At 70.6% G+C, this 23,696-nt stretch carries 38 protein-coding genes; 37 read left to right on the top strand and 1 reads right to left on the bottom strand.

Annotation, left to right across the window (positions count from 1 at the left end; all coding sequences use genetic code 11):
• The first annotated feature begins 44 nt into the window (after positions 1–44).
• The 37 genes from tuf to rpsI all read left to right on the top strand — a co-directional run bounded on the left by tuf (position 45) and on the right by rpsI (position 21,881).
• A complete protein-coding gene (gene tuf, locus THESUDRAFT_RS01000; RefSeq protein ID WP_006902831.1) occupies positions 45–1,232 on the top strand; it encodes an elongation factor Tu in 1,188 nt (395 codons plus the stop codon).
• A 36-nt stretch (positions 1,233–1,268) separates the two neighbouring features.
• Positions 1,269–1,577 carry a 30S ribosomal protein S10 gene (rpsJ, locus tag THESUDRAFT_RS01005; protein WP_006902832.1) on the top strand — a complete coding sequence of 103 codons (309 nt, stop codon included), beginning with the start codon at positions 1,269–1,271 and terminating at the stop codon, positions 1,575–1,577.
• Between the two features lie 64 nt (positions 1,578–1,641).
• The gene (gene rplC / locus THESUDRAFT_RS01010; RefSeq protein WP_006902833.1) at positions 1,642–2,295 is read left to right on the top strand and encodes a 50S ribosomal protein L3; all 654 of its coding nucleotides are present in this window, start codon (positions 1,642–1,644) and stop codon (positions 2,293–2,295) included.
• Positions 2,296–2,327: 32 nt separating this feature from the next.
• Positions 2,328–2,966: a 50S ribosomal protein L4 gene (gene rplD, locus THESUDRAFT_RS01015; protein ID WP_006902834.1), complete on the top strand. Its 639-nt coding sequence runs from the start codon at positions 2,328–2,330 to the stop codon at positions 2,964–2,966.
• Positions 2,963–3,259, top strand: a complete 297-nt coding sequence (gene rplW / locus THESUDRAFT_RS01020; protein WP_006902835.1) for a 50S ribosomal protein L23 — start codon at positions 2,963–2,965, stop codon at positions 3,257–3,259. Before rplD ends, rplW begins: the two co-directional genes overlap by 4 nt.
• Positions 3,260–3,328: 69 nt before the next feature.
• Positions 3,329–4,153: a 50S ribosomal protein L2 gene (gene rplB / locus THESUDRAFT_RS01025; RefSeq protein ID WP_006902836.1), complete on the top strand. Its 825-nt coding sequence runs from the start codon at positions 3,329–3,331 to the stop codon at positions 4,151–4,153.
• Positions 4,154–4,283: 130 nt separating this feature from the next.
• Positions 4,284–4,568 carry a 30S ribosomal protein S19 gene (gene rpsS / locus THESUDRAFT_RS01030; protein ID WP_006902837.1) on the top strand — a complete coding sequence of 95 codons (285 nt, stop codon included), beginning with the start codon at positions 4,284–4,286 and terminating at the stop codon, positions 4,566–4,568.
• A gap of 26 nt (positions 4,569–4,594) precedes the next feature.
• A complete protein-coding gene (gene rplV / locus THESUDRAFT_RS01035; protein WP_006902838.1) occupies positions 4,595–4,936 on the top strand; it encodes a 50S ribosomal protein L22 in 342 nt (113 codons plus the stop codon).
• 1 nt (position 4,937) lies between these two features.
• The gene (gene rpsC, locus THESUDRAFT_RS01040; protein WP_006902840.1) at positions 4,938–5,618 is read left to right on the top strand and encodes a 30S ribosomal protein S3; all 681 of its coding nucleotides are present in this window, start codon (positions 4,938–4,940) and stop codon (positions 5,616–5,618) included.
• A 3-nt stretch (positions 5,619–5,621) separates the two neighbouring features.
• Positions 5,622–6,053, top strand: a complete 432-nt coding sequence (rplP, locus tag THESUDRAFT_RS01045) for a 50S ribosomal protein L16 (protein ID WP_006902841.1) — start codon at positions 5,622–5,624, stop codon at positions 6,051–6,053.
• On the top strand, positions 6,043–6,264 hold the full coding sequence (rpmC, locus tag THESUDRAFT_RS01050; protein WP_006902842.1) for a 50S ribosomal protein L29: 222 nt from the start codon (positions 6,043–6,045) through the stop codon (positions 6,262–6,264). Before rplP ends, rpmC begins: the two co-directional genes overlap by 11 nt.
• Positions 6,265–6,272: 8 nt before the next feature.
• Complete coding sequence (rpsQ, locus tag THESUDRAFT_RS01055; RefSeq protein ID WP_006902843.1) at positions 6,273–6,584, top strand: 30S ribosomal protein S17; 312 nt, start codon at positions 6,273–6,275, stop codon at positions 6,582–6,584.
• Positions 6,585–6,617: 33 nt separating this feature from the next.
• Positions 6,618–6,986 (top strand): 50S ribosomal protein L14, encoded by a 369-nt coding sequence (gene rplN / locus THESUDRAFT_RS01060; RefSeq protein ID WP_006902844.1) that lies wholly within the window; start codon positions 6,618–6,620, stop codon positions 6,984–6,986.
• 48 nt (positions 6,987–7,034) lie between these two features.
• A complete protein-coding gene (rplX, locus tag THESUDRAFT_RS01065; RefSeq protein WP_006902845.1) occupies positions 7,035–7,361 on the top strand; it encodes a 50S ribosomal protein L24 in 327 nt (108 codons plus the stop codon).
• A 103-nt stretch (positions 7,362–7,464) separates the two neighbouring features.
• A complete protein-coding gene (rplE, locus tag THESUDRAFT_RS01070; protein ID WP_006902847.1) occupies positions 7,465–8,016 on the top strand; it encodes a 50S ribosomal protein L5 in 552 nt (183 codons plus the stop codon).
• A gap of 12 nt (positions 8,017–8,028) precedes the next feature.
• Entirely contained in the window at positions 8,029–8,214 is a 186-nt protein-coding gene (locus tag THESUDRAFT_RS01075; protein ID WP_006902848.1) for a type Z 30S ribosomal protein S14, read from the top strand.
• A gap of 33 nt (positions 8,215–8,247) precedes the next feature.
• On the top strand, positions 8,248–8,646 hold the full coding sequence (rpsH, locus tag THESUDRAFT_RS01080; protein WP_006902849.1) for a 30S ribosomal protein S8: 399 nt from the start codon (positions 8,248–8,250) through the stop codon (positions 8,644–8,646).
• A 39-nt stretch (positions 8,647–8,685) separates the two neighbouring features.
• Positions 8,686–9,234 carry a 50S ribosomal protein L6 gene (gene rplF, locus THESUDRAFT_RS01085; protein WP_006902850.1) on the top strand — a complete coding sequence of 183 codons (549 nt, stop codon included), beginning with the start codon at positions 8,686–8,688 and terminating at the stop codon, positions 9,232–9,234.
• Positions 9,235–9,323: 89 nt separating this feature from the next.
• On the top strand, positions 9,324–9,698 hold the full coding sequence (rplR, locus tag THESUDRAFT_RS01090; protein ID WP_040826147.1) for a 50S ribosomal protein L18: 375 nt from the start codon (positions 9,324–9,326) through the stop codon (positions 9,696–9,698).
• Positions 9,699–9,725: 27 nt separating this feature from the next.
• Positions 9,726–10,235 carry a 30S ribosomal protein S5 gene (rpsE, locus tag THESUDRAFT_RS01095; protein ID WP_006902853.1) on the top strand — a complete coding sequence of 170 codons (510 nt, stop codon included), beginning with the start codon at positions 9,726–9,728 and terminating at the stop codon, positions 10,233–10,235.
• A gap of 91 nt (positions 10,236–10,326) precedes the next feature.
• Positions 10,327–10,773 carry a 50S ribosomal protein L15 gene (gene rplO, locus THESUDRAFT_RS01100; RefSeq protein ID WP_006902855.1) on the top strand — a complete coding sequence of 149 codons (447 nt, stop codon included), beginning with the start codon at positions 10,327–10,329 and terminating at the stop codon, positions 10,771–10,773.
• Between the two features lies 1 nt (position 10,774).
• The gene (secY, locus tag THESUDRAFT_RS01105) at positions 10,775–12,043 is read left to right on the top strand and encodes a preprotein translocase subunit SecY (protein WP_006902856.1); all 1,269 of its coding nucleotides are present in this window, start codon (positions 10,775–10,777) and stop codon (positions 12,041–12,043) included.
• A 306-nt stretch (positions 12,044–12,349) separates the two neighbouring features.
• A complete protein-coding gene (locus tag THESUDRAFT_RS01110; RefSeq protein ID WP_006902857.1) occupies positions 12,350–13,000 on the top strand; it encodes an adenylate kinase in 651 nt (216 codons plus the stop codon).
• Positions 12,997–13,752, top strand: a complete 756-nt coding sequence (map, locus tag THESUDRAFT_RS01115; protein WP_006902858.1) for a type I methionyl aminopeptidase — start codon at positions 12,997–12,999, stop codon at positions 13,750–13,752. Before THESUDRAFT_RS01110 ends, map begins: the two co-directional genes overlap by 4 nt.
• Before the next feature lie 83 nt (positions 13,753–13,835).
• Positions 13,836–14,153, top strand: a complete 318-nt coding sequence (locus THESUDRAFT_RS01120; RefSeq protein WP_006902859.1) for a KOW domain-containing RNA-binding protein — start codon at positions 13,836–13,838, stop codon at positions 14,151–14,153.
• 4 nt (positions 14,154–14,157) lie between these two features.
• Positions 14,158–14,382: a translation initiation factor IF-1 gene (gene infA / locus THESUDRAFT_RS01125; RefSeq protein WP_006902860.1), complete on the top strand. Its 225-nt coding sequence runs from the start codon at positions 14,158–14,160 to the stop codon at positions 14,380–14,382.
• Positions 14,383–14,475: 93 nt separating this feature from the next.
• Entirely contained in the window at positions 14,476–14,589 is a 114-nt protein-coding gene (rpmJ, locus tag THESUDRAFT_RS01130) for a 50S ribosomal protein L36 (protein WP_006902861.1), read from the top strand.
• Between the two features lie 16 nt (positions 14,590–14,605).
• Complete coding sequence (gene rpsM / locus THESUDRAFT_RS01135; protein ID WP_006902862.1) at positions 14,606–14,986, top strand: 30S ribosomal protein S13; 381 nt, start codon at positions 14,606–14,608, stop codon at positions 14,984–14,986.
• 19 nt (positions 14,987–15,005) lie between these two features.
• On the top strand, positions 15,006–15,428 hold the full coding sequence (rpsK, locus tag THESUDRAFT_RS01140) for a 30S ribosomal protein S11 (RefSeq protein WP_006902863.1): 423 nt from the start codon (positions 15,006–15,008) through the stop codon (positions 15,426–15,428).
• A gap of 46 nt (positions 15,429–15,474) precedes the next feature.
• Positions 15,475–16,422: a DNA-directed RNA polymerase subunit alpha gene (locus tag THESUDRAFT_RS01145; protein ID WP_006902864.1), complete on the top strand. Its 948-nt coding sequence runs from the start codon at positions 15,475–15,477 to the stop codon at positions 16,420–16,422.
• Positions 16,423–16,471: 49 nt separating this feature from the next.
• Positions 16,472–16,813, top strand: coding sequence for a 50S ribosomal protein L17 (gene rplQ, locus THESUDRAFT_RS01150; RefSeq protein ID WP_006902865.1), 342 nt, complete (start codon positions 16,472–16,474; stop codon positions 16,811–16,813).
• 44 nt (positions 16,814–16,857) lie between these two features.
• On the top strand, positions 16,858–17,724 hold the full coding sequence (locus tag THESUDRAFT_RS01155; protein WP_006902866.1) for an energy-coupling factor transporter ATPase: 867 nt from the start codon (positions 16,858–16,860) through the stop codon (positions 17,722–17,724).
• 18 nt (positions 17,725–17,742) lie between these two features.
• The gene (locus THESUDRAFT_RS01160) at positions 17,743–18,822 is read left to right on the top strand and encodes an energy-coupling factor transporter ATPase (RefSeq protein WP_006902867.1); all 1,080 of its coding nucleotides are present in this window, start codon (positions 17,743–17,745) and stop codon (positions 18,820–18,822) included.
• Entirely contained in the window at positions 18,819–19,610 is a 792-nt protein-coding gene (locus THESUDRAFT_RS01165; protein ID WP_006902868.1) for an energy-coupling factor transporter transmembrane component T family protein, read from the top strand. Before THESUDRAFT_RS01160 ends, THESUDRAFT_RS01165 begins: the two co-directional genes overlap by 4 nt.
• Before the next feature lie 235 nt (positions 19,611–19,845).
• Positions 19,846–20,652 (top strand): tRNA pseudouridine(38-40) synthase TruA, encoded by an 807-nt coding sequence (gene truA / locus THESUDRAFT_RS01170; RefSeq protein WP_242823200.1) that lies wholly within the window; start codon positions 19,846–19,848, stop codon positions 20,650–20,652.
• Between the two features lie 156 nt (positions 20,653–20,808).
• The gene (gene rplM / locus THESUDRAFT_RS01175; protein ID WP_006902871.1) at positions 20,809–21,294 is read left to right on the top strand and encodes a 50S ribosomal protein L13; all 486 of its coding nucleotides are present in this window, start codon (positions 20,809–20,811) and stop codon (positions 21,292–21,294) included.
• 149 nt (positions 21,295–21,443) lie between these two features.
• Positions 21,444–21,881, top strand: a complete 438-nt coding sequence (gene rpsI, locus THESUDRAFT_RS01180; protein WP_006902872.1) for a 30S ribosomal protein S9 — start codon at positions 21,444–21,446, stop codon at positions 21,879–21,881.
• Positions 21,882–22,050: 169 nt separating this feature from the next.
• Here rpsI and accC read toward each other — a convergent pair whose 3' ends face one another.
• The gene (accC, locus tag THESUDRAFT_RS01185) at positions 22,051–23,406 is read right to left on the bottom strand and encodes an acetyl-CoA carboxylase biotin carboxylase subunit (RefSeq protein WP_006902873.1); all 1,356 of its coding nucleotides are present in this window, start codon (positions 23,404–23,406) and stop codon (positions 22,051–22,053) included.
• Positions 23,407–23,696: the final 290 nt, after the last annotated feature.

The following is a 23,696-nucleotide window of genomic DNA, read 5'->3' on the forward strand; positions in this document are numbered from 1 at the left end:
CAGAACAGCGGCAGCAGAACAGGGTGCAAGGAGGCGATTACCCCATGGCCAAGGCCAAGTTCGAGCGGACGAAGCCGCACGTGAACGTGGGGACCATCGGGCACGTGGACCACGGGAAGACGACGCTGACGGCGGCGATCACGAAGGTGCTGTCGAAGCAGGGGAAGGCGCAGTTTGTGGCCTACGACCAGATCGACAAGGCGCCGGAGGAGCGGGAGCGCGGGATCACGATTGCGACGGCGCACGTGGAGTACGAGACGGACGCGCGGCATTACGCGCACGTGGACTGCCCGGGGCACGCGGACTACGTGAAGAACATGATCACGGGCGCGGCGCAGATGGACGGGGCGATTCTGGTGGTGTCGGCGGCGGACGGGCCGATGCCGCAGACGCGGGAGCACATCTTGCTGGCGCGGCAGGTGGGCGTGCCGTACATCGTGGTGTTTTTGAACAAGGTGGACATGGTGGACGATCCGGAGCTATTGGAGCTGGTGGAGCTTGAGGTACGGGAGCTTTTGAGCCAGTACGACTTTCCGGGGGACGAGGTGCCGGTGATCAAGGGGTCGGCGCTGAAGGCCCTGGAGGGGGATGCGGCGGCGGAGCAGGCGATTTTGGACCTGATGAAGGCGGTGGACGAGTACATTCCGACGCCGCAGCGGGATGTGGATAAGCCGTTCCTGATGCCGGTGGAGGACGTGTTCTCCATCACGGGGCGCGGGACGGTGGCGACGGGCCGCGTGGAGCGGGGCCGGGTGAAGGTGGGCGACGAGGTGGAGCTGGTGGGCTTCACCGACAAGCCGCGGAAGACGGTTGTGACGGGCGTGGAGATGTTCCGGAAGGTGCTGGACGAGGCGGTGGCGGGGGACAACATCGGGTGCCTGCTGCGGGGGATCGACAAGGACGAGGTGGAGCGGGGCCAGGTGCTGGCCAAGCCGGGGACGATCAACCCGCACAAGAAGTTCATGGGGAACGTGTACGTGCTGAAGAAGGAAGAGGGCGGGCGGCACACGCCGTTTTTCAACGGGTACCGGCCGCAGTTCTACTTCCGGACGACGGACGTGACGGGGGAGATCAAGCTGCCGGAGGGCGTGGAGATGTGCATGCCCGGGGACAACATCGAGATGACGGTGGAGCTGATCACCCCCATCGCCATCGAGGAAGGGCTGCGGTTCGCCATCCGCGAGGGCGGCCGCACCGTGGGCGCCGGCGTCGTCACCAAGATCCTGGAGTAGGTCCGGTTGGGACGAGAGCGCAAGGGGGGACAACCGATGGCCCGGCAAAAGATCCGGATCAAGCTGCGGGCGTTCGACCACGGCGTGCTCGACCAGTCGGCCGACAAGATCGTGGAGACCGCGCGGCGCACGGGGGCCAAGATTTCCGGGCCCGTGCCGCTGCCCACGGAACGCAGCGTGTTCACGGTCCTGACGGCACCCAACGGCGAGAAGGACCATCGCGAGCAGTTCGAGATGCGCACCCACAAGCGCCTGATCGACATCATCGACCCGACGCCCAAGACCATCGATGCGCTGCGGCGGGTCGACCTGCCTGCAGGGGTCGACATCGAGATCAAGCTCTGAGCCGAGTCCTTGGTTTGGCCAGGCGTTCGGGCAAGGGGCAGGACGGCAAACGGAGGTGCAACCCATGGGCGTCGGCCTGTTGGGTCGCAAGCTGGGCATGACGCAGATCTTCGACGACGAAGGCCGGGCGGTGCCCGTCACCGTGATCCAGGCGGGGCCCTGCGTGGTGGTGCAGACCCGCACCCAGGAGCGGGACGGTTACCGGGCGGTCCAGCTGGGCTTTGGCGAGATCAAGCCCCGCAAGGTGAACAAGCCGATGGCGGGCCACTTTGCCCGGGCCGGGGTGAATCCCGTGCGCGTGCTGCGGGAGTTCCGGCTGGAGGGCGAGGGGGAGCCCATGCCCGAAGTCGGCCAGCAGCTCACGGTGGAGCTGTTCAAGGCCGGGGAGTACGTGGACGTCACCGGGACCTCCAAGGGCAAGGGCTTCCTGGGCCCGGTGGCCCGGCACGGGTTCGGCCGGGGACCCATGAGCCACGGCTCCAAGTACCACCGCGGCCCCGGCTCCCTGGCGCCGTCGACCTTCCCCGGCCGGGTGTTCAAGGGGCGCCGGATGGCGGGCCGGACCGGCAACCGGCGGGTCACGGTGCGGGGCCTGCAGGTGGTGCGGGTGGATCCCGAACGCAACCTGCTGCTGGTGAAGGGCGCCGTACCCGGGCCGCGGGGTAGCGTGGTCGCCATCCGCAAGACCAACGTCCCGCGCAAGACGCGGCCGGCGTGAGGCCCGGCGGGCGGCGAAAGGAGGACAACCCCATGCCGAGGGTGGCGGTTTACAACACCCAGGGCGAGCGGGTCGGGGAGATCGAGCTGAGCGACGCGGTCTTCGGCGCCCCGGTGCGGGAGGCCCTGATGCACCAGGCTGTGGTCCGCTACCTGGCGAACCAGCGCCGGGGAACGGCGGCCACCAAGACCCGGGGCATGGTCTCGGGCGGCGGCCGCAAGCCCTGGCGGCAGAAGGGCACGGGCCGGGCCCGGCAGGGCAGCATCCGGGCGCCCCAGTGGCGCAAGGGCGGTATCGTCTTCGGCCCCCAGCCGCGGGACTATACCCAGGACCTGCCCAAGAAGGCGCGCCGGGCCGCGCTGCGGTCCGCCCTGTCGGCCAAGGTGGCCGACGGCGAGCTGATCGTGCTGGAGGGGCTCGATGACCTGGGGCTGGAGCGGCCCCGTACCCGCGAGATGGCGGCCCTGATCCGGCGCCTCGACCTGGAGGGCAAGCGGCCCCTGTTCGTCCTGGCGGAACCGAACAAGACGCTCTACCTGTCGGTGCGCAACCTGCCGGGAGCCGACACCGAGACGGTGGACCGGCTCAACGTCTATCAGGTGCTGCGCCACGGCCACGTGGTCCTGGCCCGGGAAGCCGTGGAGCGGGCGGAGGAGGTGCTGGGGGCATGATCACCGATCCCCATGATGTCATCCTGCGCCCGGTGATCACGGAGAAGAGCATGCAGCAGCTGGCCGACAACAAGTACACCTTTCTCGTGCACCCGAAGGCCAACAAGACCCAGATCAAGCGGGCCGTGGAACAGATCTTCAAGGTGCGGGTGGCCAAGGTGAACACCGTGCGGGTGCGGGGCAAGCTGCGCCGGGTCGGCCGGTTCGCCGGTTACCAGCCCGACGCCAAGAAGGCCATCGTCACCCTGGCGGAAGGGCACCGCATCAAGGAGTTCTTCGAGGACGTGTCCTGACGCGGGTGGTGAACCCGTGAGGCGTGGAGGGCGCCGGGCCCTGCCGGGCGCCCGAAGGGGGCTCTGACCATGGCGGTTCGCAAGTACAAGCCCACGTCCCCTGGCCGGCGCCAGATGACGGTGCTGGACTACAAGCAGATCGTCACCCGGGACGAACCCGAGAAGTCGCTGGTGGCGCCGCTGAAGAAGAAGGCGGGCCGCAACGCCCAGGGGCGCATCACCGTGCGCCACCGGGGCGGCGGACACAAGCGGCTGTACCGCATCATCGACTTCAAGCGGGACAAGGACGGCGTGCCGGCCAGGGTGGCGTCCATCGAGTACGATCCCAACCGGACGGCCTTCATCGCCCTGCTGCACTACGCCGACGGCGAGAAGCGCTACATCCTGGCGCCCGTCGGCCTCAAGGTGGGCGACACCGTGATGTCCGGTCCCGACGCCGACATCCGGCCGGGCAACGCCCTGCCCCTGCGCAACATCCCCGTGGGCACCACGATCCACAACGTGGAGCTCAAGCCGGGCAAGGGCGGGCAGCTGGCCCGGGCCGCCGGTGCGGAGGTCCAGCTGGCGGCCAAGGAGGGCGACTACGCCCACCTGCGCCTGCCCTCGGGCGAGGTGCGGCTGGTCCGGCTGGAGTGCAAGGCGACCATCGGCCAGGTTGGCAACCTGGACCACGAGAACGTGACCATCGGCAAGGCGGGCCGGAGCCGCTGGCTGGGCCGCCGGCCCACGGTCCGCGGTTCGGTGATGAACCCGGTGGACCACCCCCACGGCGGTGGCGAAGGCAAGGCACCCATCGGCCGCCATCCGGTGACGCCGTGGGGCAAGCCGGCCCTGGGCAAGAAGACGCGCAAGAAGAAGCCCTCGGATCGCCTGATCGTCCGGCGCCGCAAGTAGGCCGGTTCGTCAGGTGCGGGTGCCCGGCCGCGGCCCGGCGGCCGGCGGCAGGGCGGGTCGCCCCGCAACGGGGGCGGGCCCGCCGCCCGGGGTGCAAGCCGTCAGCCCGGGTAAAGGAGGTGCAGGCTGGATGGGGCGATCGCTGAAGAAGGGGCCGTACGTCGACCCGAAGCTGCTGAAGAAGATCCAGGCCCTGAACGAGAAGAACCAGCGCCGGGTCATCCGGACCTGGTCCCGGGACAGCACCATCGTGCCGGAGATGGTGGGGCACACCATCGCCGTGCATGACGGGCGCAAGCACGTCCCTGTCTACATCACCGAAGACATGATCGGTCACAAGCTGGGTGAGTTCGCGCCCACCCGCACCTTCCGCGGCCACGCCGACAAGACGGAGCGGCAGGCCCGGGTGCGGTGAGGGCGGGCCGCCAAGGAGGGAACACCATGGAGGCCCGGGCGGTGGCTCGATTCGTCCGGCTGTCGCCGCGCAAGGCGCGCCAGGTGGTGGACCTCGTCCGCGGCAAGCCCGTGGGCGAGGCTCTGACCCTGCTGCGCTTCACGCCCAAGCGGGCGGCGCGGATCGTGGAAAAGGTGGTTCGCTCGGCAGTGGCCAACGCCACCAACAACCACGACCTGGACGAGGACCGGCTTTACATTGTCAAGGCGTACGTGGACGAGGGGCCGCGGCTCAAGCGCTGGCGGCCGCGGGCGCGGGGGCGGGCTTTCCCCATCCTGAAGCCCACCAGCCACGTGACGGTGATCGTGGCGGAGAGAAAGGAGGGTTAAGGTGGGCCAGAAGACGCACCCGAAGGGGTTTCGCCTGGGTATCATTCGCGACTGGGATTCCCGCTGGTATGCCCGGCGGCAGGAGTTCGTCGACCTGCTGCTGGAGGACCAGCGGATCCGCCGGTACATCAAGAAGCGCCTGTATGACGCCGGCATCTCCCGGGTGGAGATCGAGCGCGCGGCCAACCGCATCCGCCTGACCATCCACGCCGGCAAGCCGGGTATGGTCATCGGCAAGGGCGGCACCGGCGTCGAAAGCCTCCGGCAGGAACTGGAGCGGATGACCGGCCGGCAGGTGGCCATCAACGTGGTCGAGGTCAAGGAGCCCGAGCTGGACGCCCAGCTGGTGGCCGAGAGCATCGCCGCCCAGATCCAGCGGCGCGTGGCCTGGCGGCGGGCCATGAAGCAGGCCCTGCAGCGGACCATGCGGGCGGGCGCCAAGGGTTGCAAGATCCGGGTATCCGGCCGCCTGGGCGGCGCCGAGATCTCCCGCAGCGAGTGGACGGCGGAGGGGTCGGTGCCCCTGCACACCCTGCGGGCCGACATCGACTACGGCCAGGCCGAGGCGTTCACCACCTACGGACAGATCGGCGTGAAGGTATGGATCAACCGCGGGGAGGTCCTGCCCGAGGCCAAGCGGCCGGCAGAGGCCGCCGAGCAGGGCGCCCAGGGAGGCCGATAAGCCATGTTGATGCCCAAGCGCGTCAAGTGGCGCAAGCAGCACCGCGGCCGGATGCGGGGTGTGGCCCAGCGGGGCAACACCGTGACCTTCGGCGAGTACGGTTTGCAGGCCCTGGAGCGGGGCTGGATCACCGACCGGCAGATCGAGGCGGCCCGCGTGGCCATGACCCGTTACATCCGCCGCGGTGGCAAGGTGTGGATCAAGATCTTTCCCGACAAGCCCGTGACCAAGAAGCCCGCCGAAACCCGCATGGGTAGCGGCAAGGGCAGCCCGGAGTACTGGGTGGCGGTGGTGAAGCCCGGCCGCGTCCTTTTCGAGATCGCCGGCGTGCCGGAAGAGACGGCCCGGGAGGCCATGCGGCTGGCGTCCCACAAGCTGCCCATCAAGACCAAGTTCGTCGCCCGCGCGGTGGGTGGTGAGGCCCATGAAGGCTAAGGAGCTGCGGGAACTGTCCGACGAGGAGCTGAACAAGAAGCTCCGCGACCTCAAGGAAGAGCTGTTCAACCTGCGGTTCCAGGCCGCCACCGGCCAGCTCGACAACCCCATGCGCCTGCGCCAGGTGCGGCGGGACATCGCCCGGGTTCAGACCATCCAGCGGCAGCGGGAGCTGGCTGCCCTGCGGGGCACCGGTAGCGAAGGGAGGTAATCCGGTCGATGGCCCAGGAACGGGGCAAGCGCAAGACGCGGGTCGGCGTGGTGGTCAGCGACAAGATGGACAAGACCGTGGTGGTGGCGGTAGAGTCGCTGGTGCCCCACCCGCTCTACGGGAAGCGCATTCGCCGCACCAAGAAGTTCATGGCCCACGACGAGAACAACGAATGCCGGGTGGGCGACAAGGTGCGGATCATGGAGACCCGCCCCCTGAGCCGCCACAAGCGGTGGCGGGTGGTGGAGATCCTGGATCGGCCGCAGCTGGCGGCCCTGGCCGCGGAGGACCTGCCGGAAGAAGAGCAGCCTCCGGCCTGAGCCGCTGGCCGCGCCGGCAAGGAGGGGTGACGGATGATCCAGCCGCAGTCGCGCCTGGTCGTCGCCGACAACACCGGCGCCAAAGAGCTGATGGTGATTCGCGTCCTGGGCGGTTCCGCGCGGCGGTACGGCAACATCGGCGACGTGGTGGTGGCATCGGTCAAGGCCGCGACGCCCGGGGGCGTGGTCAAGAAGGGTGACGTGGTGCGGGCGGTGGTGGTGCGCACCCGCCACGGCCTGCGCCGGGAGGACGGCACCCACATCCGCTTCGACGACAATGCGGCGGTGATCCTGCGGGACGCCCACGAGCCGCGGGGAACCCGCATCTTCGGCCCCGTGGCCCGGGAGCTGCGGGATAAGCAGTTCATGCGCATCATCTCCCTGGCGCCCGAGGTGCTGTGATCCGGCGGGCGTGCCCGGGAGGGGAGCCGCGCGGAAAGGGGGTCCCCCATGGCGCGCAAGATGACCATTCGCAAGGGCGATACGGTCCTGGTCATCGCCGGCAAGGACGCCGGCAAGAAGGGCAAGGTGCTGCGGGCCCTGCCCGCCGAGGAGCGGGTGGTGGTGGAGGGCGTCAACATCGTCAAGCGCCACCAGCGGCCGCGGCCCGGGGTGGTGCAGAGCGGCATCATCGAGCGCGAGGCGCCCATTCACCGCTCCAACGTGATGCTGGTCTGCCCCCGGTGCGGCCAGCCCACCCGCGTGGCCAAGAAGCAGCTGGACGACGGCCGCCGGGTCCGGGCCTGCAAGAAGTGCGGCGAGGTCATCGACCGCTGAGGCCCTGCCCCGGACCGGCCGGGTTCGTCCGCAAGGGCAGCAGCGAGGCCGGCGCGAACGGCCGGCAGGGACCGGCGCGGCGCCGGCACGGGAGGGTACGACCATGGCCACCGTGGTGACCAACCTGAAGGAAAAGTACGAGAAGGAAGTCGTCCCGGCGCTGATGCAGCGCTTCGGGTACAAGAGCATCATGGAGGTCCCCCGCATCGAGAAGGTCGTCATCAACATGGGCGTGGGGGACGCCATCCAGAACCCGAAGCTCCTGGACTCGGCGGTGAAGGAACTGGCCCTGATCACGGGGCAGCGGCCCATGGTGACCCGGGCCAAGAAGTCGATCTCCGCCTTCAAGGTGCGGGCGGGCATGCCCATCGGCTGCAAGGTGACCCTGCGCAAGCAGCGGATGTGGGACTTCCTGACCCGGCTGATCTTTTTGGCGCTGCCCCGGGTGCGCGACTTCCGCGGCCTCTCGCCCGACAGCTTCGACGGGCGCGGGAACTATTCCCTGGGGCTGCGGGAGCAGCTGATCTTCCCCGAGATCGACTACGACGACATCGAGAAGGTCCGGGGCATGGACGTGACCATCGTGACCACGGCCAAGACCGACGAGGAGGCGCGGGAGCTGCTGCGCCTGCTGGGCCTGCCATTCCGCCAGTGAGGAGGTGGCTTCATGGCGCGCAAGGCGCTGATCGTCAAGGCCAGCCGCGAGCCCAAGTTTGAAGTGCGCCGGCGCAACCGCTGCCGGATCTGCGGCCGGCCCCGCGGCTACATGCGGCGCTTCGGACTGTGCCGGCACTGCTTCCGGCAGCTGGCCCACCGCGGCGAGATCCCGGGCGTGAAGAAGGCCAGCTGGTGAGCTCCCGGCGTAGCGGGAAAGGGGGTTCTGCCCATGACCATGACCGACCCCATCGCGGATATGCTGGCGCGGATCCGCAACGCGTACACCGTGGGGCATGAGCGGGTCGACGTGCCGGGGTCCAAGATCAAGCGAGCTATCGCGGACATCTTGAAGCAGGAAGGGTTCATCCACGACTACCAGTGGATCGATGACGGCAAGCAGGGCGTTATCCGCATCTTCCTCAAGTACGGCCCGGGCAAGAAGCGGGTCATCCAGGGGCTCAAGCGCATCTCCCGGCCCGGGCGGCGGATCTATGCCCGCAAGGACCAGATTCCGCGGGTGCTGGGCGGGCTCGGCATCGCGGTGCTCTCCACCTCCCGGGGCATCATGACCGACAAGCAAGCCCGGGCGGAGGGCGTCGGCGGCGAGGTGCTGTGCTACATCTGGTAAGGGCCCGGCGCGGGAATCTGGCAGCGGGAGGTGGATTGCGTGTCGCGGGTTGGCAAGAAGCCCATTCCCATTCCCCAGGGGGTCCAGGTGACCGTCCAGGGGAACGTGGTGCGGGTCAAGGGCCCCAAGGGTGAGCTGGAGCGCACCATCCCCGCCGGCCTGGACGTGGTGATCGAAGACGGCACGGTGGAGGTGCGCCGCCGGGACGACGAGCGGGGGCGCCGGGCACTGCACGGCCTCTTCCGCACCCTGCTGGCCAACATGGTGACCGGCGTGACCCAGGGGTACGAGCGTTCCCTCACCCTGGAGGGGACCGGCTACCGCGCCACCAAGCAGGGGCGGAAGCTGGTGATGAGCCTGGGCTACTCGCACCCGGTGGAGTACACGCCGCCGGAGGGCATCGAGATCGACGTCCCGGCGGCCAACACCGTGGTGGTCCGGGGCATCGACAAGGAACTGGTGGGCAACGTGGCGGCCACCATCCGGGCCAAGCGGCCCCTCAGCCGGTTCCGCTACGCCGACGGGCCCCGGGGCATCCGGTACACCGACGAGCGGGTGGCCCTGCGGCCGGCGAAGACCGGCAAGTAACGCGGTCGAGGCACCAAGGGCCCGTGCAGCCGAGATTCAGCAGGCTCACGCCGACGAGGCTCAGCAATTGAAGGAACGGGGTGTCCGAAATGGCGCGGAAGCCCAAGACGCGCGAGGAAGCCCGCGACCGCCGGCACCGGCGGGTCCGCAAGAAGGTCCTCGGAACGGCCGAGCGCCCGCGCCTCAACGTCTTCCGGAGCCTGAAGCACATCTACGCCCAGGTGATCGACGACGAAGCGGGCGTCACCCTGGTCGCCGCTTCGACGGTAGAACCGGAGCTCCGCGAAGCGGTGGGAGGCTACGGCGGCAACGTGGAGGCGGCCAAGGTGGTCGGGAGGGCCATCGCCCAGCGGGCCCTGGCCCGGGGGATCAGCAAGGTGGTCTTCGATCGCGGCGGCTACAAGTATCACGGCCGGGTCAAGGCCCTGGCGGAGGCCGCCAGGGAAGCGGGTCTGGACTTCTAAGGCCCCGCAGGGAAAGGAGGGGACGGCGTGGCGCGTCATCGCAGGCGGCAGCAGGACGGGGACGAGCTGCAGGAGCGGCTGGTCGCCATCAACCGCGTGGCCAAGGTGGTCAAGGGTGGCCGGCGCTTCAACTTCAGCGCCCTGGTGGTGGTCGGTGACGGCAACGGCCGGGTGGGCGTCGGCATGGGCAAGGCGGCGGAGATCCCCGACGCCATCCGCAAGGCGGTCCAGAAGGCGAAGAAGAGCATGATCGAGGTGCCCCGGGTCGGCACCACCATCCCGCATCCCGTGGTGGGCGAGTTCGGCGCCGGGCGGGTGCTGATGAAGCCGGCGGCGCCGGGCACGGGGGTCATCGCCGGCGGCGCCGTGCGGGCCGTTCTGGAGCTGGCGGGGATTCGCGATGTGCTGACCAAGTCCCTGGGCTCCAGCAACCCGGCCAACGTGGTGTACGCCACCATGGAAGGTCTCAAGTCCCTGCGCAGCGCCGAGGAAGTGGCCCGGCTGCGGGGCAAGCCCGTCGAGCAGCTGATCGGCTGAGGCTTGCGCAGCCGGGGTTCACCCGCGATCCGCGCCGGTTCGTCCGGCCGGCGCGGGCCGGCTTCGAGTCCGGACGACGGGGGTTGGAAGCATGGCGGGATTGCATGAGCTGAGGCCCGCACCGGGAGCCCGGCGCCGCCCCAAGCGGGTGGGCCGCGGGATCGGTTCGGGCCATGGGAAGACGGCGGGCCGCGGGACCAAGGGCCAGAAGGCCCGGTCGGGCGGCGCCAAGGGGCCAGGCTTCGAAGGCGGCCAGATGCCCCTGCAGCGGCGCATTCCCAAGCGGGGCTTCACCAACGCGCCCTTCAAGAAGGAATACGCCGTGGTGAACGTGGAGACGCTGAACCGGTTCGAGCCGGGCACCGAGGTCACCCCGGAGCTGTTGCAGGAGCGGGGCATCGTCAAGGATGCCCGGGACGGCATCAAGATCCTGGGGGACGGCGAGCTCAAGGTGGCCCTCACGGTGCGGGCCCACAAGTTCAGCGCATCGGCCCGCGCCAAGATCGAGCAGGCGGGCGGCCGGGCCGAGGTGATCTGAAATGCTGGCCAACCTGGGCCGGGCCGTCAAGATCGAGGACCTGCGGGCGCGAATCCTGTTCACCCTGGCCATGCTGCTGGTCTTCCGGCTGGGGGTCCACGTGCCCACGCCGGGCGTGATCGCCGAGCGGGTGGCGCCGCTCTTCGCCACGGGCTCGATCTTCCAGCTGCTGGACCTGTTCGCGGGCGGCGCCCTGGCCACCGTCTCGGTGTTCGCCATGAGCATCACGCCCTACATCAACTCGTCCATCATCGTCCAGCTGCTGACGGTGGTGATCCCCCGGCTGGAGGAACTGGCCAAGGAGGGCGAGGAGGGCCGCCGCAAGCTGACCCAGCTCACCCGGTACGGCACCGTGGTCATGGCCCTGCTGCAGGCCGGCGGCATCGCCTTCTACCTCAACCGGGCGGGGGCCTTGGAGTGGCCGGGCCTGCCCGGCATGGCGGTGGTGGCCATCACCTTGACGGCCGGCACCGTCCTCTTGATGTGGGTGGGCGAGCAGATCACCGAAAAGGGCATCGGCAACGGGATCAGCCTGCTGATTTTCGCGGGCATCGTCTCGCGCCTGCCCCACGGGCTGGTGACCCTGGCCGAGATGTGGCGGGCCGGGTCGGTCAACCTGTTCCAGATCCTCCTGCTGGTGGTCCTGGGGCTGGTGGTCATCGTGGCCGTGGTCTGGGTGACCGAGGGCCAGCGGCGGATCCCCGTGCAGTACGCCAAGCGGGTGGTGGGACGGCGCATCTACGGCGGCCAGAGCACCCACATCCCCATCCGGGTGAACCAGGCCGGGGTGATCCCGGTGATCTTCGCCGCCTCGCTGGTCGGACTGCCCCTGACGGTAGCCGGGTTCTTCCCGCGGGCAGGCTGGGCCCAGTTCCTGGCGCGGTGGTTCGACTGGGGGACACCGCTCAACACCGCGGTGTACTTCTGGTTGATCGTGGGCTTCACGTTCTTCTACACGGCCATCACGTTCAACCCCCAGGACATCGCCGACAACCTGCGCAAGTACGGCGGCTACATCCCCGGCCTGCGGCCGGGCCGGCCGACGGCGGAGTACCTGGCCCGGGTGGTCACCCGCATCACCGTCTTCGGCGCGCTGTTCCTGGCGCTGATCTCCGTCCTGCCCCTCCTGGTGCGGGGCGTGACCAACATCGCCTCCATATACTTTGGCGGGACGGCCCTGCTCATCGTAGTGGGTGTCGCCCTGGAGACCATGAAGCAGATCGAAGCCCACCTGCTGATGCGCCAGTACCAGGGCTTCATGAAGCGCTGAGGCCCGCCGGCCGGTGGAACCGGCCCGGGCCTCGGTCCTTGCCGGGCGCGGTGGTCGCCGCGGGGGTGGTGCCGGCCGGCGGGGCCGCAGCCGGCGGAACCCCGCCGGCAGGGTCGGGGGCGGCGCCGGCCCCGCGGCGGGTGGCGAGTCCGGTGGGTGGCGAGTCCGGTGGAGCGGTGGCTGGGGCAGGAGAGGCCGGTTGGAAGCCGGCCGGGACCGGCTGAAGCAGGACGCCCGGCGCCCGGCGGGGGGAACCCGGCGGGTCGCCGGTGGGGCCTGGTAGGGGCCCTGGTGGGGAGGGGTAACGTGCGCTGGATCTTTCTCGGTCCGCCTGGCGCGGGGAAGGGAACCCAGGCGGCGCGTCTGGCCCAGCGGGCCGGCGTGCCCCAGATCGCCACGGGGGACATGTTCCGCGCGGCGGTGCGGGAAGGGACGCCGCTGGGACTGGAAGCCAAGCGCTACATGGAGGCCGGCCAGCTGGTGCCCGACCAGGTGACCCTGGGCCTGGTCCGGGAGCGGCTGGCGCAGCCCGACTGCCGCAAGGGGTTCCTGCTGGACGGGTTCCCGCGCACCGTGCCCCAGGCGGAAGGCCTCAACGAGGTGCTGGCAGGGCTGGGTGCCCGCCTGGACGGGGTCCTGTACTTCGACGTGCCCGATGCGGTGGTGGTGGAACGCCTCAGCGGCCGGCGCGTCTGCCCCGCTTGTGGGGCCACCTATCACGTCCGCTTCGAGCCGCCGCAGGTGGAGGGGCGCTGCGATCGCTGCGGTGCGGAGCTGGTGCAGCGCTCCGACGACCGGGAGGAGACGGTGCGGCAGCGGCTGGCGGTGTACCGCCAGCAGACCGAACCCCTGGTCCGCTACTACCGGGAGGCCGGCCTTCTCCACACGGTGGACGCGGGCCGGCCCATCGACGCGGTAGAGGCGGAGATCGCCCGGATCACGGGGGTTGGCGCATGATCGAGCTCAAGTCGGAGCGGGAGATCCGGTACATGCGGGAGGCTGGGCGGATCGTGGCCGCCGTCCTGCGGGAACTGGCGGCTGCCCTGCGCCCGGGGATCACCACGGCAGAGCTGGACCGGCTGGCCGAACGCCTGATCCGGGAGGCGGGGGCGGAACCGGCCTTCAAGGGCTATCAGGGCTTCCCGGCCAGCATCTGCACGTCCATCAACGACGAGGTGGTCCACGGCATCCCCAGCCCCCACCGGGTGATCCGGGAAGGGGACCTGGTCTCCATCGACGTGGGCGCGCGGTACCACGGCTACTACGGCGACTCGGCCGCCACCTTCGCGGTGGGCGAGGCCTCCCCCGAAGCCCGGCGGCTGCTGGAGGTGACCCGGGAATCCCTGGCCCGGGGGATCGCCGCCGCCCGCGCCGGCAACCGGCTGGGCGACATCGGGTATGCCGTGCAGGAGTACGTGGAGGCCGCGGGCTTCTCCGTGGTCCGGGACTATGCGGGCCACGGCATCGGGCGGGCCATGCATGAAGATCCCCAGGTGCCCAATTACGGGCAGCCCGGCACCGGCCTGCGCCTGCGGCCCGGCCTGGTGATCGCCATCGAGCCCATGGTCAACGCCGGCGGCCATGCGGTCCGGACGGACCCCGACGGCTGGACGGTGCGCACCGCCGACGGCAGCCTGTCCGCCCATTTCGAGCATACGGTGCTGATCACCGCCGGCGGGCCGGAGGTCCTGACGGGCGGCGCCTTCTGAACCACAGCCGACAATAGCGGCCAGGACCGGAATCTTGAGGCAATGGCCTGGCCATACTATAAATTGTGGCCGGAGGTGGCTTCGTGCACCAGTCCATCGGGCAACTGGTCACATCCCGCGCCGGGCGCGACCAGGGGCGCCCGTACCTGGTGGTGGGCGTCCTGGATGACCGGTTCGTCCTGGTGGCCGACGGCGACCTGCGCCCGGCGGACCGGCCGAAGCGGAAGAACGTGCGCCACCTGGTGTTCCATCACGCCTGGGCGGAAGAGATCCGCCAGCGCCTGGAGGCCGGCCAGCGGCCCAGCAATGCCGAGCTCCGCCGGGCGCTAAGCGGCCTGGTGGCCCAGTACTTCGGGGAGAAGGACAGCGCGGACCAGAAGCCGGAGGTGCAAGGGGGGTGAGGCCGTGGCACGCAAGGAGAACGTGGTGGAGGTCCAGGGGACCGTGGTGGAGCCCTTGCCTAACGGGATGTTTCGTGTAGAATTGGATAATGGCCATAAAGTCATGGCCCATGTCTCGGGCAAGATCCGCATGCATTTCATCCGTATTTTGCCCGGCGACCGCGTCACCCTGGAATTGTCTCCATACGATCTCACCCGGGGGCGCATTACCTACCGCCACCGGAGTTGATCCGGCCAGCCGCGACCCGTGAGGCAAGGGAACCGCAGCCTGGGCCGGCTCCGTCCCGCGCCGGCGGGGCGGAGTTGCGAGGAGGCTTTTACGATGAAGGTCCGTCCGTCGGTCAAGCGCATCTGCGACAAGTGCAAGATCATTCGCCGCAAGGGGAAGGTGCGGGTGATCTGCGAGAACCCCAAGCACAAGCAGGTGCAGGGTTAAGCCTGGAGGTGTTCGGATGGCCCGCATCGCAGGCGTCGACCTGCCGCGCGACAAGCGCGTCGAGTACGCGCTTCCTTATATTTATGGCATCGGCCTGTCCCGCAGCCGGGAGATCCTGGCCAAGGCCCAGGTGAACCCCGACACCCGGGTGCGGGATCTGACGGAAGACGAGATCAACCGCCTGCGCGCCATCATCGAGCGGGACTACAAGGTGGAGGGCGAGCTGCGCAGCGAGGTCCAGCGCAACATCAAGCGCCTGATGGACATCGGCTGCTACCGCGGCTTGCGTCACCGCCGTGGCCTGCCGGTGCGCGGGCAGCGCACCAAGACCAACGCCCGGACGCGCAAGGGACCGCGCCGCACGGTGGCCGGCAAGAAGCGGCCGGGCAAGAAGTAAGGGTTAAGGAGGCTGGCCCATGGCACGACCGGGCGCACCGCGCCGGGGTGGCCGCCGGGGGGCGGCAACCCGGCTGCGCCGCAAGGACCGGAAGAACGTGGAGCGGGGTATCGCCCACATCCGGTCGACCTTCAACAACACCATTGTCACCATCACCGACCTGCAGGGCAACGCCATCGCCTTCGGGTCGGGCGGCACCAACGGCTTCACCGGGTCGAAGAAGGGCACGCCCTATGCGGCCCAGCTGGCCGCCGAGCAGGCGGCCCGCGAGGCCATGGAGCACGGCATGCGCGAGGTGGAGGTTTGGGTGAAGGGCCCTGGTCCGGGTCGCGAGGCGGCGATCCGCTCCCTGCAGGCCACGGGCCTGGAAGTGACCGCCATCAAGGACGTCACCCCCATCCCCCACAACGGGTGCCGCCCGCCGAAGCGGCGCCGCGTCTGATCCGGCGCAGGCCCGCTGTCGGCGGCTCGACAGGAGGGGCGGAGCCATGAGCGAGATGGAGAAGCCGACCATCCAAACGGTGGAGCTCAGCGACGACGGGACGTACGGCCGGTTCGTCGTCGAGCCGCTGGAGCGCGGGTACGGCATTACCCTCGGCAATGCCCTGCGCCGGGTCCTGCTTTCGTCCTTGCCCGGCGCGGCGGTCACCAGCGTGCGCATCGAAGGGGTGCTGCACGAGTTCTCCACCCTGCCGGGCGTGGTCGAGGATACGACGGAGATCATCCTCAACCTGAAGGAACTGGCCATCAAGATGTATACCGACGAACCCCAGGTCCTGCGCATCGAGGCCCAGGGCGAGGGGGAGGTGCGGGCGGCCGACATCATCACGCCGCCGGACGTGGAGATCGTCAACGGCGATCACCTGATCGCCACGCTGGAACCCGACGGCCGGCTCTTCATGGAAATGACGGTGCAGAGGGGCCGCGGTTACGTGCCGGCCGACCGCAACAAGGACCCCGACCGCAGCATCGGGGTGATTCCCGTCGATTCCATCTTCACGCCCATCCGCAAGGTGAACTTCCAGGTGGAGAACACCCGGGTGGGGAAGGTGACGGATTACGACCGTTTGACCCTGGAGGTCTGGACCAACGGCACCATCGCGCCCGATGAGGCGGCCAGCCAGGCGGCCCAGATCCTGACGGATCACCTGGCCCTGTTCCTCACCCTGACCGACCAGGCGCGGGGCACCGGGACGGCCGTCGAGAAGGAAGACGATGCCCGCGCCAAGCTGCTGGAGATGAGCATCGACGAGCTGGATCTGTCGGTGCGCTCCTACAACTGCCTGAAGCGGGCGGGCATCAACACCATCGGCGAGCTGGTGGAGAAGACCCCCGAGGACATGATGCGGGTGCGCAACCTTGGCAAGAAGTCGCTGGAGGAAGTGGAGGAGAAGCTGGCTGCCCTGGGGCTGTCGCTGAAGCAGCCTGAGGACTGACGGCCCGGCCCTGGGACCGGCCGGGGGCAGGCAGCAGGAGGGAATGATCATGGCCCACAAATCCCGGTTGAACCGGCCCACGGACCAGCGCCAGGCCCTGGTCCGGAACCTGGTGACGTCGCTGTTCATCCACGAGCGCATCGAGACCACCGAAACCCGGGCCCGGGAGGCCCAGCGGCTGGCCGAGCACCTGATCACCCTGGCCCGCCGCGGCGACCTTCATGCCCGGCGCCAGGCGCTGGCGGTGCTCTACGACAAGCAGGTGGTCAAGAAGCTGTTTGACGTCATCGGACCGCGCTACAGCGACCGGGCCGGCGGCTACACCCGCGTCCTGAAGCTGGAGCCGCGCCGGGGCGACGGCGCGCCCATGGCGCTTCTGGAGCTGGTGTGAGCCCCGGTGGCCCGGCCCGGCGCGGCGGTGGAGGGCCCGGCGCCGTGACGGGGGAACCACTGATCGAGGTTCGGAAAGCCAGTTACGTGTACCACCCCGGCCAACCCGACGCCGTCGAAGCCCTGCGGGGCATCGACCTCGAGGTGCGCCGGGGTGAGTTTTTGGCCGTGGTCGGCGCCAACGGATCCGGGAAGTCGACCCTGGCCCGGCTGCTCAACGGGTTGATCCTGCCCACCCGGGGCGAGGTGCGGGTGGCAGGCCATTCCACGGCGGATCCCGAGGCCCGCTGGGAGATCCGGCGGCTGGTGGGCCTGGTCTTCCAGAACCCGGACAACCAGCTGGTGGCCCCCACGGTGGAGGAAGACGTGGCCTTCGGACCCGAGAACCTGGGCCTGCCCCGGGAGGAGATCCGGCGCCGGGTGCGGGCCGCCCTGGAGGCGGTCGGCCTGTGGGAGCGGCGCGCCGACCCGCCCCACCGCCTGTCCGGCGGGCAGAAGCAAAGGGTGGCCCTGGCCGGCATGCTGGCCATGGAACCCGCCTGCCTGGTGCTGGACGAAGCCACGGCCATGCTGGACCCCGCCGGCCGGGCGGAGGTGCTGGACACCGTGGGCCGGCTCCACCGGGAGAACGGGATCAGCGTGGTCCTCATCACCCACTTCCTCGAAGAAGCGGCCAAGGCCCGCCGGGTGGCGGTGATGGACCGGGGCCGGATCGTGGCGACCGGCGCGCCCCGGGAACTCTTCGGCCGGCCTGCCTGGCTGGAGCGGCTGGGCCTGGTGCCGCCCCCCATGGGCCAGCTGGCCGCCCGCTTGCGCCGGCGCGGGTGGTGCTTGCCGCCGGGCATCATCACCGTGGACGACTTCCTGGCCGCCCTGGGCCTGTCCCCGGCCGCGGCCCAGGAAAGGCTCTGAGGGGCGGGCGGAGGGGCCATGGCCATTCGCGTCGAGGGGCTGGTTCACGTCTATGGCGGTGCGGGCTATGCCGCCAGGGAGGCCCTCAAGGGGGTCAACCTGGCCATCGCAGACGGGGAAAGGGTGGCCATCATGGGGCCCACCGGCAGCGGCAAGTCCACCCTGGTCCAGCACTTCAACGGCCTCTTGCGTCCCACCCGCGGGCGCGTGGAGGTGGACGGCCTGGATCTCTGGGCGCCCGGGCGCGACCGCGACGACCGGCTGGCCGAGGCGCGCCGCCGGGTGGGCCTGGTCTTCCAGTTTCCCGAGCAGCAGCTCTTCGCCGAAACGGTATGGGACGACATCGCTTTCGCACCGCGGAACCTGGGGCTGGCCGAGGAGGAGGTGGCCGCGCGGGTCCAGCGGGCCATGGCCCTGGCCGGCCTGGATCCGGAGCTGGCCCACCGCTCGCCCTTCAGCCTGAGTGGCGGCCAGATGCGGCGGGTGGCCATCGCCGGTGTGCTGGCCATGATGCCCCGGACCCTGGTCCTGGACGAACCCACCGCGGGCCTGGACCCCCAAGGGCGAGCAGCCCTGGTGGAACTGCTGGACCGGCTCCACCGGGACGCGGGGCTGACGGTAGTGCTGGTATCCCATGATGTCGACGAGGTGGCCGCCCTGGCCCGGCGCGTGGTCTTGATGCGGGACGGACGGGTGGTGGCCGACGGCCCTGCGGGCGAGGTGCTGGCGGATGAAGCCCTGCTGGCGGAGTGCCGCCTGCGGCCGCCCGCCACGGCCCGGCTGCTGGGCGAGCTGGCCCGGCGGGGCTTGCCGGTGAACCCCCGGCGCGTGAGCCTGGACGAGACCGAGGCTGAGCTCCTGGCCGTGGCGCACCTGCTGGGGCCCGTGGCCGGCGGGGAGGGTCGCCCCTCCGCCCCTGACGGGGCGAGCGCCCCGGTATCGGGCGCGCGGACCAGGAGCGGAGATGCCGGGACGCCGGGGGGCCCGGCGGGCGAGGCCGGGGCCGGCGACCGGCGGGCTCCCGAGGAGAGCAGGGAGGCCGACCCGGGGCCCGCCGCGATCCCCGGGCCGCCCGTGGCGGAGGAGGGAGGCCCGTGATCCCCGAGCCTCTGGTCGGCCAGTACGTCCCCGGTGAAAGCCTCGTCCACCGGCTGGACCCCCGCACCAAGATCGCCCTGCTGGCGGGCTACACCGTGGTGCTGTTCCTGGTCCGGGAGTGGGCCGCCTACGGGCTCCTGGCGGCCCTGGTTCTGGCCGGCACCCTGGTGGCCGGGCTGCCGCTGGCCTACCTGGTGGCCGGCCTGCGGCCCATGGCCTGGCTGGCAGCGCTCACCCTGGTGCTCAATCTGGTGGCCGTGCCGGGTGATCCCCTGGTCCATCTGGGACCGCTGGTGGCGACCCGCCAGGGACTGGAGCTGGGCCTGCGCCTGGCGGTCCGGCTGCTGCTGCTGGTCGCGGCCGCCTCCCTGCTGACCCTGACCACCTCACCCATCGCCCTGACCGACGGGCTGGAGGCGCTGCTGCGGCGCCTGGGCCGAAGGGTGCCTGCCCATGAGCTGGCCATGATGATGACCATTGCCCTGCGCTTCATCCCCACCCTGGCGGAAGAGGCGGACCGCATCATGAAGGCCCAGCTGGCGCGGGGCGCCCGGTTCCACCGCGGCGGGCCGGTGCAGCGGCTGCGGGCGCTGGTTCCCCTGCTGGTCCCCCTGTTCGTCAGCGCCTTCCGCCGCGCCGATGACCTGGCACTGGCCATGGAGGCGCGCGGCTACCGCGGCGGTGCGGGGCGCACCCGCTACCGGGAGCTGCGGCCGGGGCGGGCCGACGCCATGGCCGTGGCGCTGGCCACCGTCCTGTTTGGGATGACCCTGTGGTGGGGGCGGTAGAGGGATGCCGGGACCTTGGGACCAGCGCCACCAGGACGAACGCTGCCGCGCCGAGCCCGGCCCCTGCAGTCCCGGCGCCCTGCCCGGTGACGCAGGGGCGAGGGCCGCTGCGGCTCCCCCGCCCGAGGCGGGGCGCGGCCAACCCCGTCGCCCCGGCATCACGCCGCCGGGGCGGGCGCCGGGCGCGGCCAGAGCCCAGAAGACACCCGCCGGCCCAGGTGCCGGGTGTCGCCAGGTGCCTGCCGGCCAGCGGACGCTGCGGGCCGTGCTGGCCTATGACGGCACCGACTTCGCGGGCTGGCAGCGCCAGGCCGGCCGGCGCACCGTCCAGCAGGTGGTGGAAGAGGCTCTCTCCCGGCTGCTGGGCCATCCCGTGCGGGTCACCGCCGCCGGCCGCACCGACGCCGGCGTGCATGCCCGGGCCCAGGTCATCCACTGGCAGACTGCCCGCCCCTTCCCGGCGGAACGCCTGGTACCGGCCTTGCGCGGCCTGCTTCCGCTCGACGTGGCGGCCGTCGCCGCCGGCGAGGCGCCGGCGGGGTTCCATGCCCGGTACGCCGCCCGGCGCAAGACCTACGTGTACCACCTGTGGAGGGCGCCCGTGGCGGACCCCCTGCACCGGCGGTGGCAGTGGCATCTGCCGCTGGCCCTGGACGTGGCGGCCATGGCTGAAGCGGCCCGGCGCCTGGAGGGCCGCCACGACTTTGCGGCCTTCAAGGCGGCGGGATCTCCGGTGCGGAATACCCGCCGCACCCTCTATCGCTGCCGCCTGGAGGAACACGGCCCGCTGCTGCGGATCGTGCTGGAAGCCGACGGGTTCCTGATGCATATGGCCCGCGGCATCGTGGGTACCCTGGTGGAGATCGGTCGGGGACGCTGGCCCGCCGGCCACGTGGACATGCTGCTGGCCACGGGCCGGCGGCAGCTGGCCGGACCCACGGCGCCGGCCCACGGCCTGGTCCTGTGGCGGGTGGAGTACGACGACTGGGTGGCGGAGGGACCTCCCTGGCCCGGCGCCCCGCCCGGCCTTTCCCGGCCTTGATACGCCCGGCGTCGTGTTCCCTTGACAGCCGGGAGACCTCCGGCTAGTATAGAAAATGCTGTTTTTATCGGGTTCCTGGCGTCATAACGGCCCCGGCGGCGCCGCGGGCTCCTTTCTTGATTTCGCCCCGGGACCGGAACGACGGGAGGCAACACCATGCGGACCACCTTCATGGCCCGCCCCCAGGACGTGCAGCAGCAGTGGTATGTGATCGACGCTGCGGGCGTGCCCCTTGGCCGTCTGGCCAGCCAGGTGGCCAAGATCCTGCGGGGCAAGCACAAGCCCATCTATACGCCCCACGTGGACACGGGCGACCACGTCATCGTCGTCAACGCTGCCAAGGTGCGCCTGACGGGCGAAAAGCTCCACAAGAAGGTCTACTACCGCCACACCGGCTACCCCGGCGGCCTGCGTGCCGTAACGGCGCGGCGCCTGCTGGAGACCCGGCCGGAGCGGATGGTCGAACTGGCCGTGCGGCGCATGTTGCCGCGCACCGCCCTGGGGCGCCGGCAATTCCGCAAGCTGCACGTCTACGCTGGGCCGGAGCACCCTCACCAGGCGCAGCAGCCGCGCCCCCTGGTCCTGCGTAGCGACGGCACGCCGGTCTGGGACGGCGGCGCGGCTGCCGGCCAGGACGGCTAACCGGCTCCGCCAGGGCCGCGGGCCCGCCGGCCGGTACTCCGCCATGACGGGCGGAATCGGCCCGGACCCACGGCTGGAGCGGGTCCGGCCGGTGGTCACCCTCCGGGGTGACCTGGTGCGACCGGCTGCGAGCACGCGACGAGGACGGCATGGGCGTGTGGCACAGGTTCGGCGGGAAGCGAGGTGAGAAGGTGGCGACCACAGCCGTTTACTGGGGCACCGGGCGGCGCAAGGAGGCCGTGGCGCGGGTCCGCCTGATCCCGGGAGACGGGCGGATCATCATCAACGGCCGCCCCATGGAGGAGTATTTCCCCACCATTGCCCAGCGAGCCGAAGTGGAGCGCCCCCTCAAGGTGACGGGGACCCTGGGCAAGTATGACGTGCTTGCCCGGGTGGGCGGCGGCGGCATCTCCGGCCAGGCAGGGGCCGTTCGGCACGGCATCGCCCGCGCCCTGCTCCGCGTGGACGAGTCCTACCGCAAGCCCCTGAAGCAGGCGGGGCTGCTGACGCGGGATCCCCGGGTCAAGGAGCGCCGCAAGTACGGCCTCAAGAAGGCCCGCAAGGCGCCGCAGTTCTCCAAGCGCTGATCCCCGGGCTGCATGCCCGCGGGGCCGGGCCGGCAGGGGACGCCCGCCGGCCGGGTTCTTCAGGATCCCATTGCCCGGGAAAAGGCACGGCACGGTATCCGTCGCAACACGGCGCCCGGCGGGTCGAACCCGCCGGGCGCCGGCTCTCTTTCCCGGCTCGATGGCTCGCCTAGCCTGCCGGTCCGGCCAGCACCTCTTCCTCCAGCCAGCGGGTGTGGAACCGGCCCTGGCGGAAGTCGTCGCGGCGCAGGATCTCCTGGTAAAGGGGGATGGTGGTCCGGATCCCGTCGATGTGGAACTCCGCCAGGGCCCGCTGCATGCGCGCGATGGCCTCCTGCCGGTCGCGCCCCCAGACGATCAGCTTGCCCACGAGGGAATCGTAGAAGGGCTGGACCACCGAACCGGCCCGGAAGCCGGCATCCAGGCGCACGCCGGGACCGGCCGGCGGTTCCCAGGCGGTGATGGTGCCGGGGGAGGGCAGGAAGCGGTTGCCGGGGTCTTCCGCGTTGATCCGGCATTCCATGGCCCAACCCCGGAAGGCCACGTCCTCCTGGGTGAAGGACAGGGGTTCGCCGGCGGCCACCCGGATCTGCTCCTTGACCAGGTCGATGCCCGTGATCATCTCGGTGACGGGGTGCTCCACCTGGATGCGGGTGTTCATCTCGATGAAGTAGAAGTTGCCGTCCCGGTCCACCAGGAACTCCACCGTGCCTGCGCCCACGTACTCCACCGCCTCGGCCGCGCGGACGGCCGCCTCCGCCATCCGCTGGCGCAGCTCCGGCGTCATCACCGGCGAAGGCGCCTCTTCGATGAGCTTTTGCCGGCGCCGCTGCACCGAGCACTCCCGCTCGCCCAGGTGCAGGGTGTGGCCGTGCTTGTCGGCCATCACCTGGATCTCGATGTGGCGGGGTTCCTCCAGGAACTTCTCCAGGTAGACGGCGCCGTTGCCGAAGGTCGATTCGGCCTCCCGCCGGGCCGACGCCATGGCCTGGGCCAGTTCCTGCTCGTTCCGCGCCACCCGGATGCCCCGGCCGCCGCCGCCCGCCGCCGCCTTGACCAGCACCGGGTAGCCGATGCGCCGGGCGATCTCCAGGGCCTCGTCTTCATCCTCCACCGTACCCTCGCTGCCGGGCACCACGGGTACGCCCGCCCGCAGCATGGCCTCCCGGGCCAGGGACTTGAGCCCCATGGTCTCGATGGCCTCCGGGGGCGGGCCGATGAATTCGATCCCCCACGTCTTGCAAACGGCCGCGAAGTGGGCGTTTTCCGACAGGAAGCCGTAGCCCGGGTGGATGGCGTCCACGCCGGCCTTGCTGGCCGCCTCGATGAGGCTGGGGATGTGAAGGTAGCTGCGGGTGGCCGGGGCCGGGCCGATGCAGTAGGCTTCGTCGGCCATGGCCACGTGCAGGGCGTCCTCGTCGGGCTCCGAGAAAACCGCCACGGTGCGGATGCCCAGCTCCCGGCACGCCCGGATGATGCGCACCGCGATCTCGCCGCGGTTGGCGATCAGAATCTTCTGGAACATGGCCTCGACCTCCCCGTGAAGGTTCGCAGCCGGGCCGGCGTTTCCTGCGCCGCGGTCCTTGCCTGTGCCGCGGACCGGCACCATGCTGAAAACAGGTTCCCGGTCGGGCGGGCTGTTACGGGCACCCCCGCCGTCCCGGGGGCAGCCGGGACGGCCGGCAGCCGCCCGCGGTGCCGGCAGGCGGCGTTGCGCCGGCCGGCGGCTGAAGAAGCCGTGGCCGGCCTGCCTGCGCGGCCTGCGGCCCGGGACCACCGCCCCGGCGGCCGCCGGAGCGGCCTGCTCCAGCGGTG

Source organism: Thermaerobacter subterraneus DSM 13965 (assembly GCF_000183545.2).
GTDB lineage: Bacteria > Bacillota > Sulfobacillia > Thermaerobacterales > Thermaerobacteraceae > Thermaerobacter > Thermaerobacter subterraneus.

Excerpts from the sequence above, each read along its gene's own strand:
- tuf (WP_006902831.1), top strand. The coding sequence starts at position 45 with ATGGCCAAGGCCAAGTTCGAGCGGACGAAGCCGCACGTGAACGTGGGG.
- rpsJ (WP_006902832.1), top strand. The coding sequence starts at position 1,269 with ATGGCCCGGCAAAAGATCCGGATCAAGCTGCGGGCGTTCGACCACGGC.
- rplC (WP_006902833.1), top strand. The coding sequence starts at position 1,642 with ATGGGCGTCGGCCTGTTGGGTCGCAAGCTGGGCATGACGCAGATCTTC.
- rplD (WP_006902834.1), top strand. The coding sequence starts at position 2,328 with ATGCCGAGGGTGGCGGTTTACAACACCCAGGGCGAGCGGGTCGGGGAG.
- rplW (WP_006902835.1), top strand. The coding sequence starts at position 2,963 with ATGATCACCGATCCCCATGATGTCATCCTGCGCCCGGTGATCACGGAG.
- rplB (WP_006902836.1), top strand. The coding sequence starts at position 3,329 with ATGGCGGTTCGCAAGTACAAGCCCACGTCCCCTGGCCGGCGCCAGATG.
- rpsS (WP_006902837.1), top strand. The coding sequence starts at position 4,284 with ATGGGGCGATCGCTGAAGAAGGGGCCGTACGTCGACCCGAAGCTGCTG.
- rplV (WP_006902838.1), top strand. The coding sequence starts at position 4,595 with ATGGAGGCCCGGGCGGTGGCTCGATTCGTCCGGCTGTCGCCGCGCAAG.
- rplP (WP_006902841.1), top strand. The coding sequence starts at position 5,622 with ATGTTGATGCCCAAGCGCGTCAAGTGGCGCAAGCAGCACCGCGGCCGG.
- rpmC (WP_006902842.1), top strand. The coding sequence starts at position 6,043 with ATGAAGGCTAAGGAGCTGCGGGAACTGTCCGACGAGGAGCTGAACAAG.
- rpsQ (WP_006902843.1), top strand. The coding sequence starts at position 6,273 with ATGGCCCAGGAACGGGGCAAGCGCAAGACGCGGGTCGGCGTGGTGGTC.
- rplN (WP_006902844.1), top strand. The coding sequence starts at position 6,618 with ATGATCCAGCCGCAGTCGCGCCTGGTCGTCGCCGACAACACCGGCGCC.
- rplX (WP_006902845.1), top strand. The coding sequence starts at position 7,035 with ATGGCGCGCAAGATGACCATTCGCAAGGGCGATACGGTCCTGGTCATC.
- rplE (WP_006902847.1), top strand. The coding sequence starts at position 7,465 with ATGGCCACCGTGGTGACCAACCTGAAGGAAAAGTACGAGAAGGAAGTC.
- THESUDRAFT_RS01075 (WP_006902848.1), top strand. The coding sequence starts at position 8,029 with ATGGCGCGCAAGGCGCTGATCGTCAAGGCCAGCCGCGAGCCCAAGTTT.
- rpsH (WP_006902849.1), top strand. The coding sequence starts at position 8,248 with ATGACCATGACCGACCCCATCGCGGATATGCTGGCGCGGATCCGCAAC.
- rplR (WP_040826147.1), top strand. The coding sequence starts at position 9,324 with ATGGCGCGGAAGCCCAAGACGCGCGAGGAAGCCCGCGACCGCCGGCAC.
- rplO (WP_006902855.1), top strand. The coding sequence starts at position 10,327 with ATGGCGGGATTGCATGAGCTGAGGCCCGCACCGGGAGCCCGGCGCCGC.
- secY (WP_006902856.1), top strand. The coding sequence starts at position 10,775 with ATGCTGGCCAACCTGGGCCGGGCCGTCAAGATCGAGGACCTGCGGGCG.
- map (WP_006902858.1), top strand. The coding sequence starts at position 12,997 with ATGATCGAGCTCAAGTCGGAGCGGGAGATCCGGTACATGCGGGAGGCT.
- rpmJ (WP_006902861.1), top strand. The coding sequence starts at position 14,476 with ATGAAGGTCCGTCCGTCGGTCAAGCGCATCTGCGACAAGTGCAAGATC.
- rpsM (WP_006902862.1), top strand. The coding sequence starts at position 14,606 with ATGGCCCGCATCGCAGGCGTCGACCTGCCGCGCGACAAGCGCGTCGAG.
- rpsK (WP_006902863.1), top strand. The coding sequence starts at position 15,006 with ATGGCACGACCGGGCGCACCGCGCCGGGGTGGCCGCCGGGGGGCGGCA.
- THESUDRAFT_RS01145 (WP_006902864.1), top strand. The coding sequence starts at position 15,475 with ATGAGCGAGATGGAGAAGCCGACCATCCAAACGGTGGAGCTCAGCGAC.
- rplQ (WP_006902865.1), top strand. The coding sequence starts at position 16,472 with ATGGCCCACAAATCCCGGTTGAACCGGCCCACGGACCAGCGCCAGGCC.
- THESUDRAFT_RS01160 (WP_006902867.1), top strand. The coding sequence starts at position 17,743 with ATGGCCATTCGCGTCGAGGGGCTGGTTCACGTCTATGGCGGTGCGGGC.
- rplM (WP_006902871.1), top strand. The coding sequence starts at position 20,809 with ATGCGGACCACCTTCATGGCCCGCCCCCAGGACGTGCAGCAGCAGTGG.
- rpsI (WP_006902872.1), top strand. The coding sequence starts at position 21,444 with ATGGGCGTGTGGCACAGGTTCGGCGGGAAGCGAGGTGAGAAGGTGGCG.
- accC (WP_006902873.1), bottom strand. The coding sequence starts at position 23,406 with ATGTTCCAGAAGATTCTGATCGCCAACCGCGGCGAGATCGCGGTGCGC.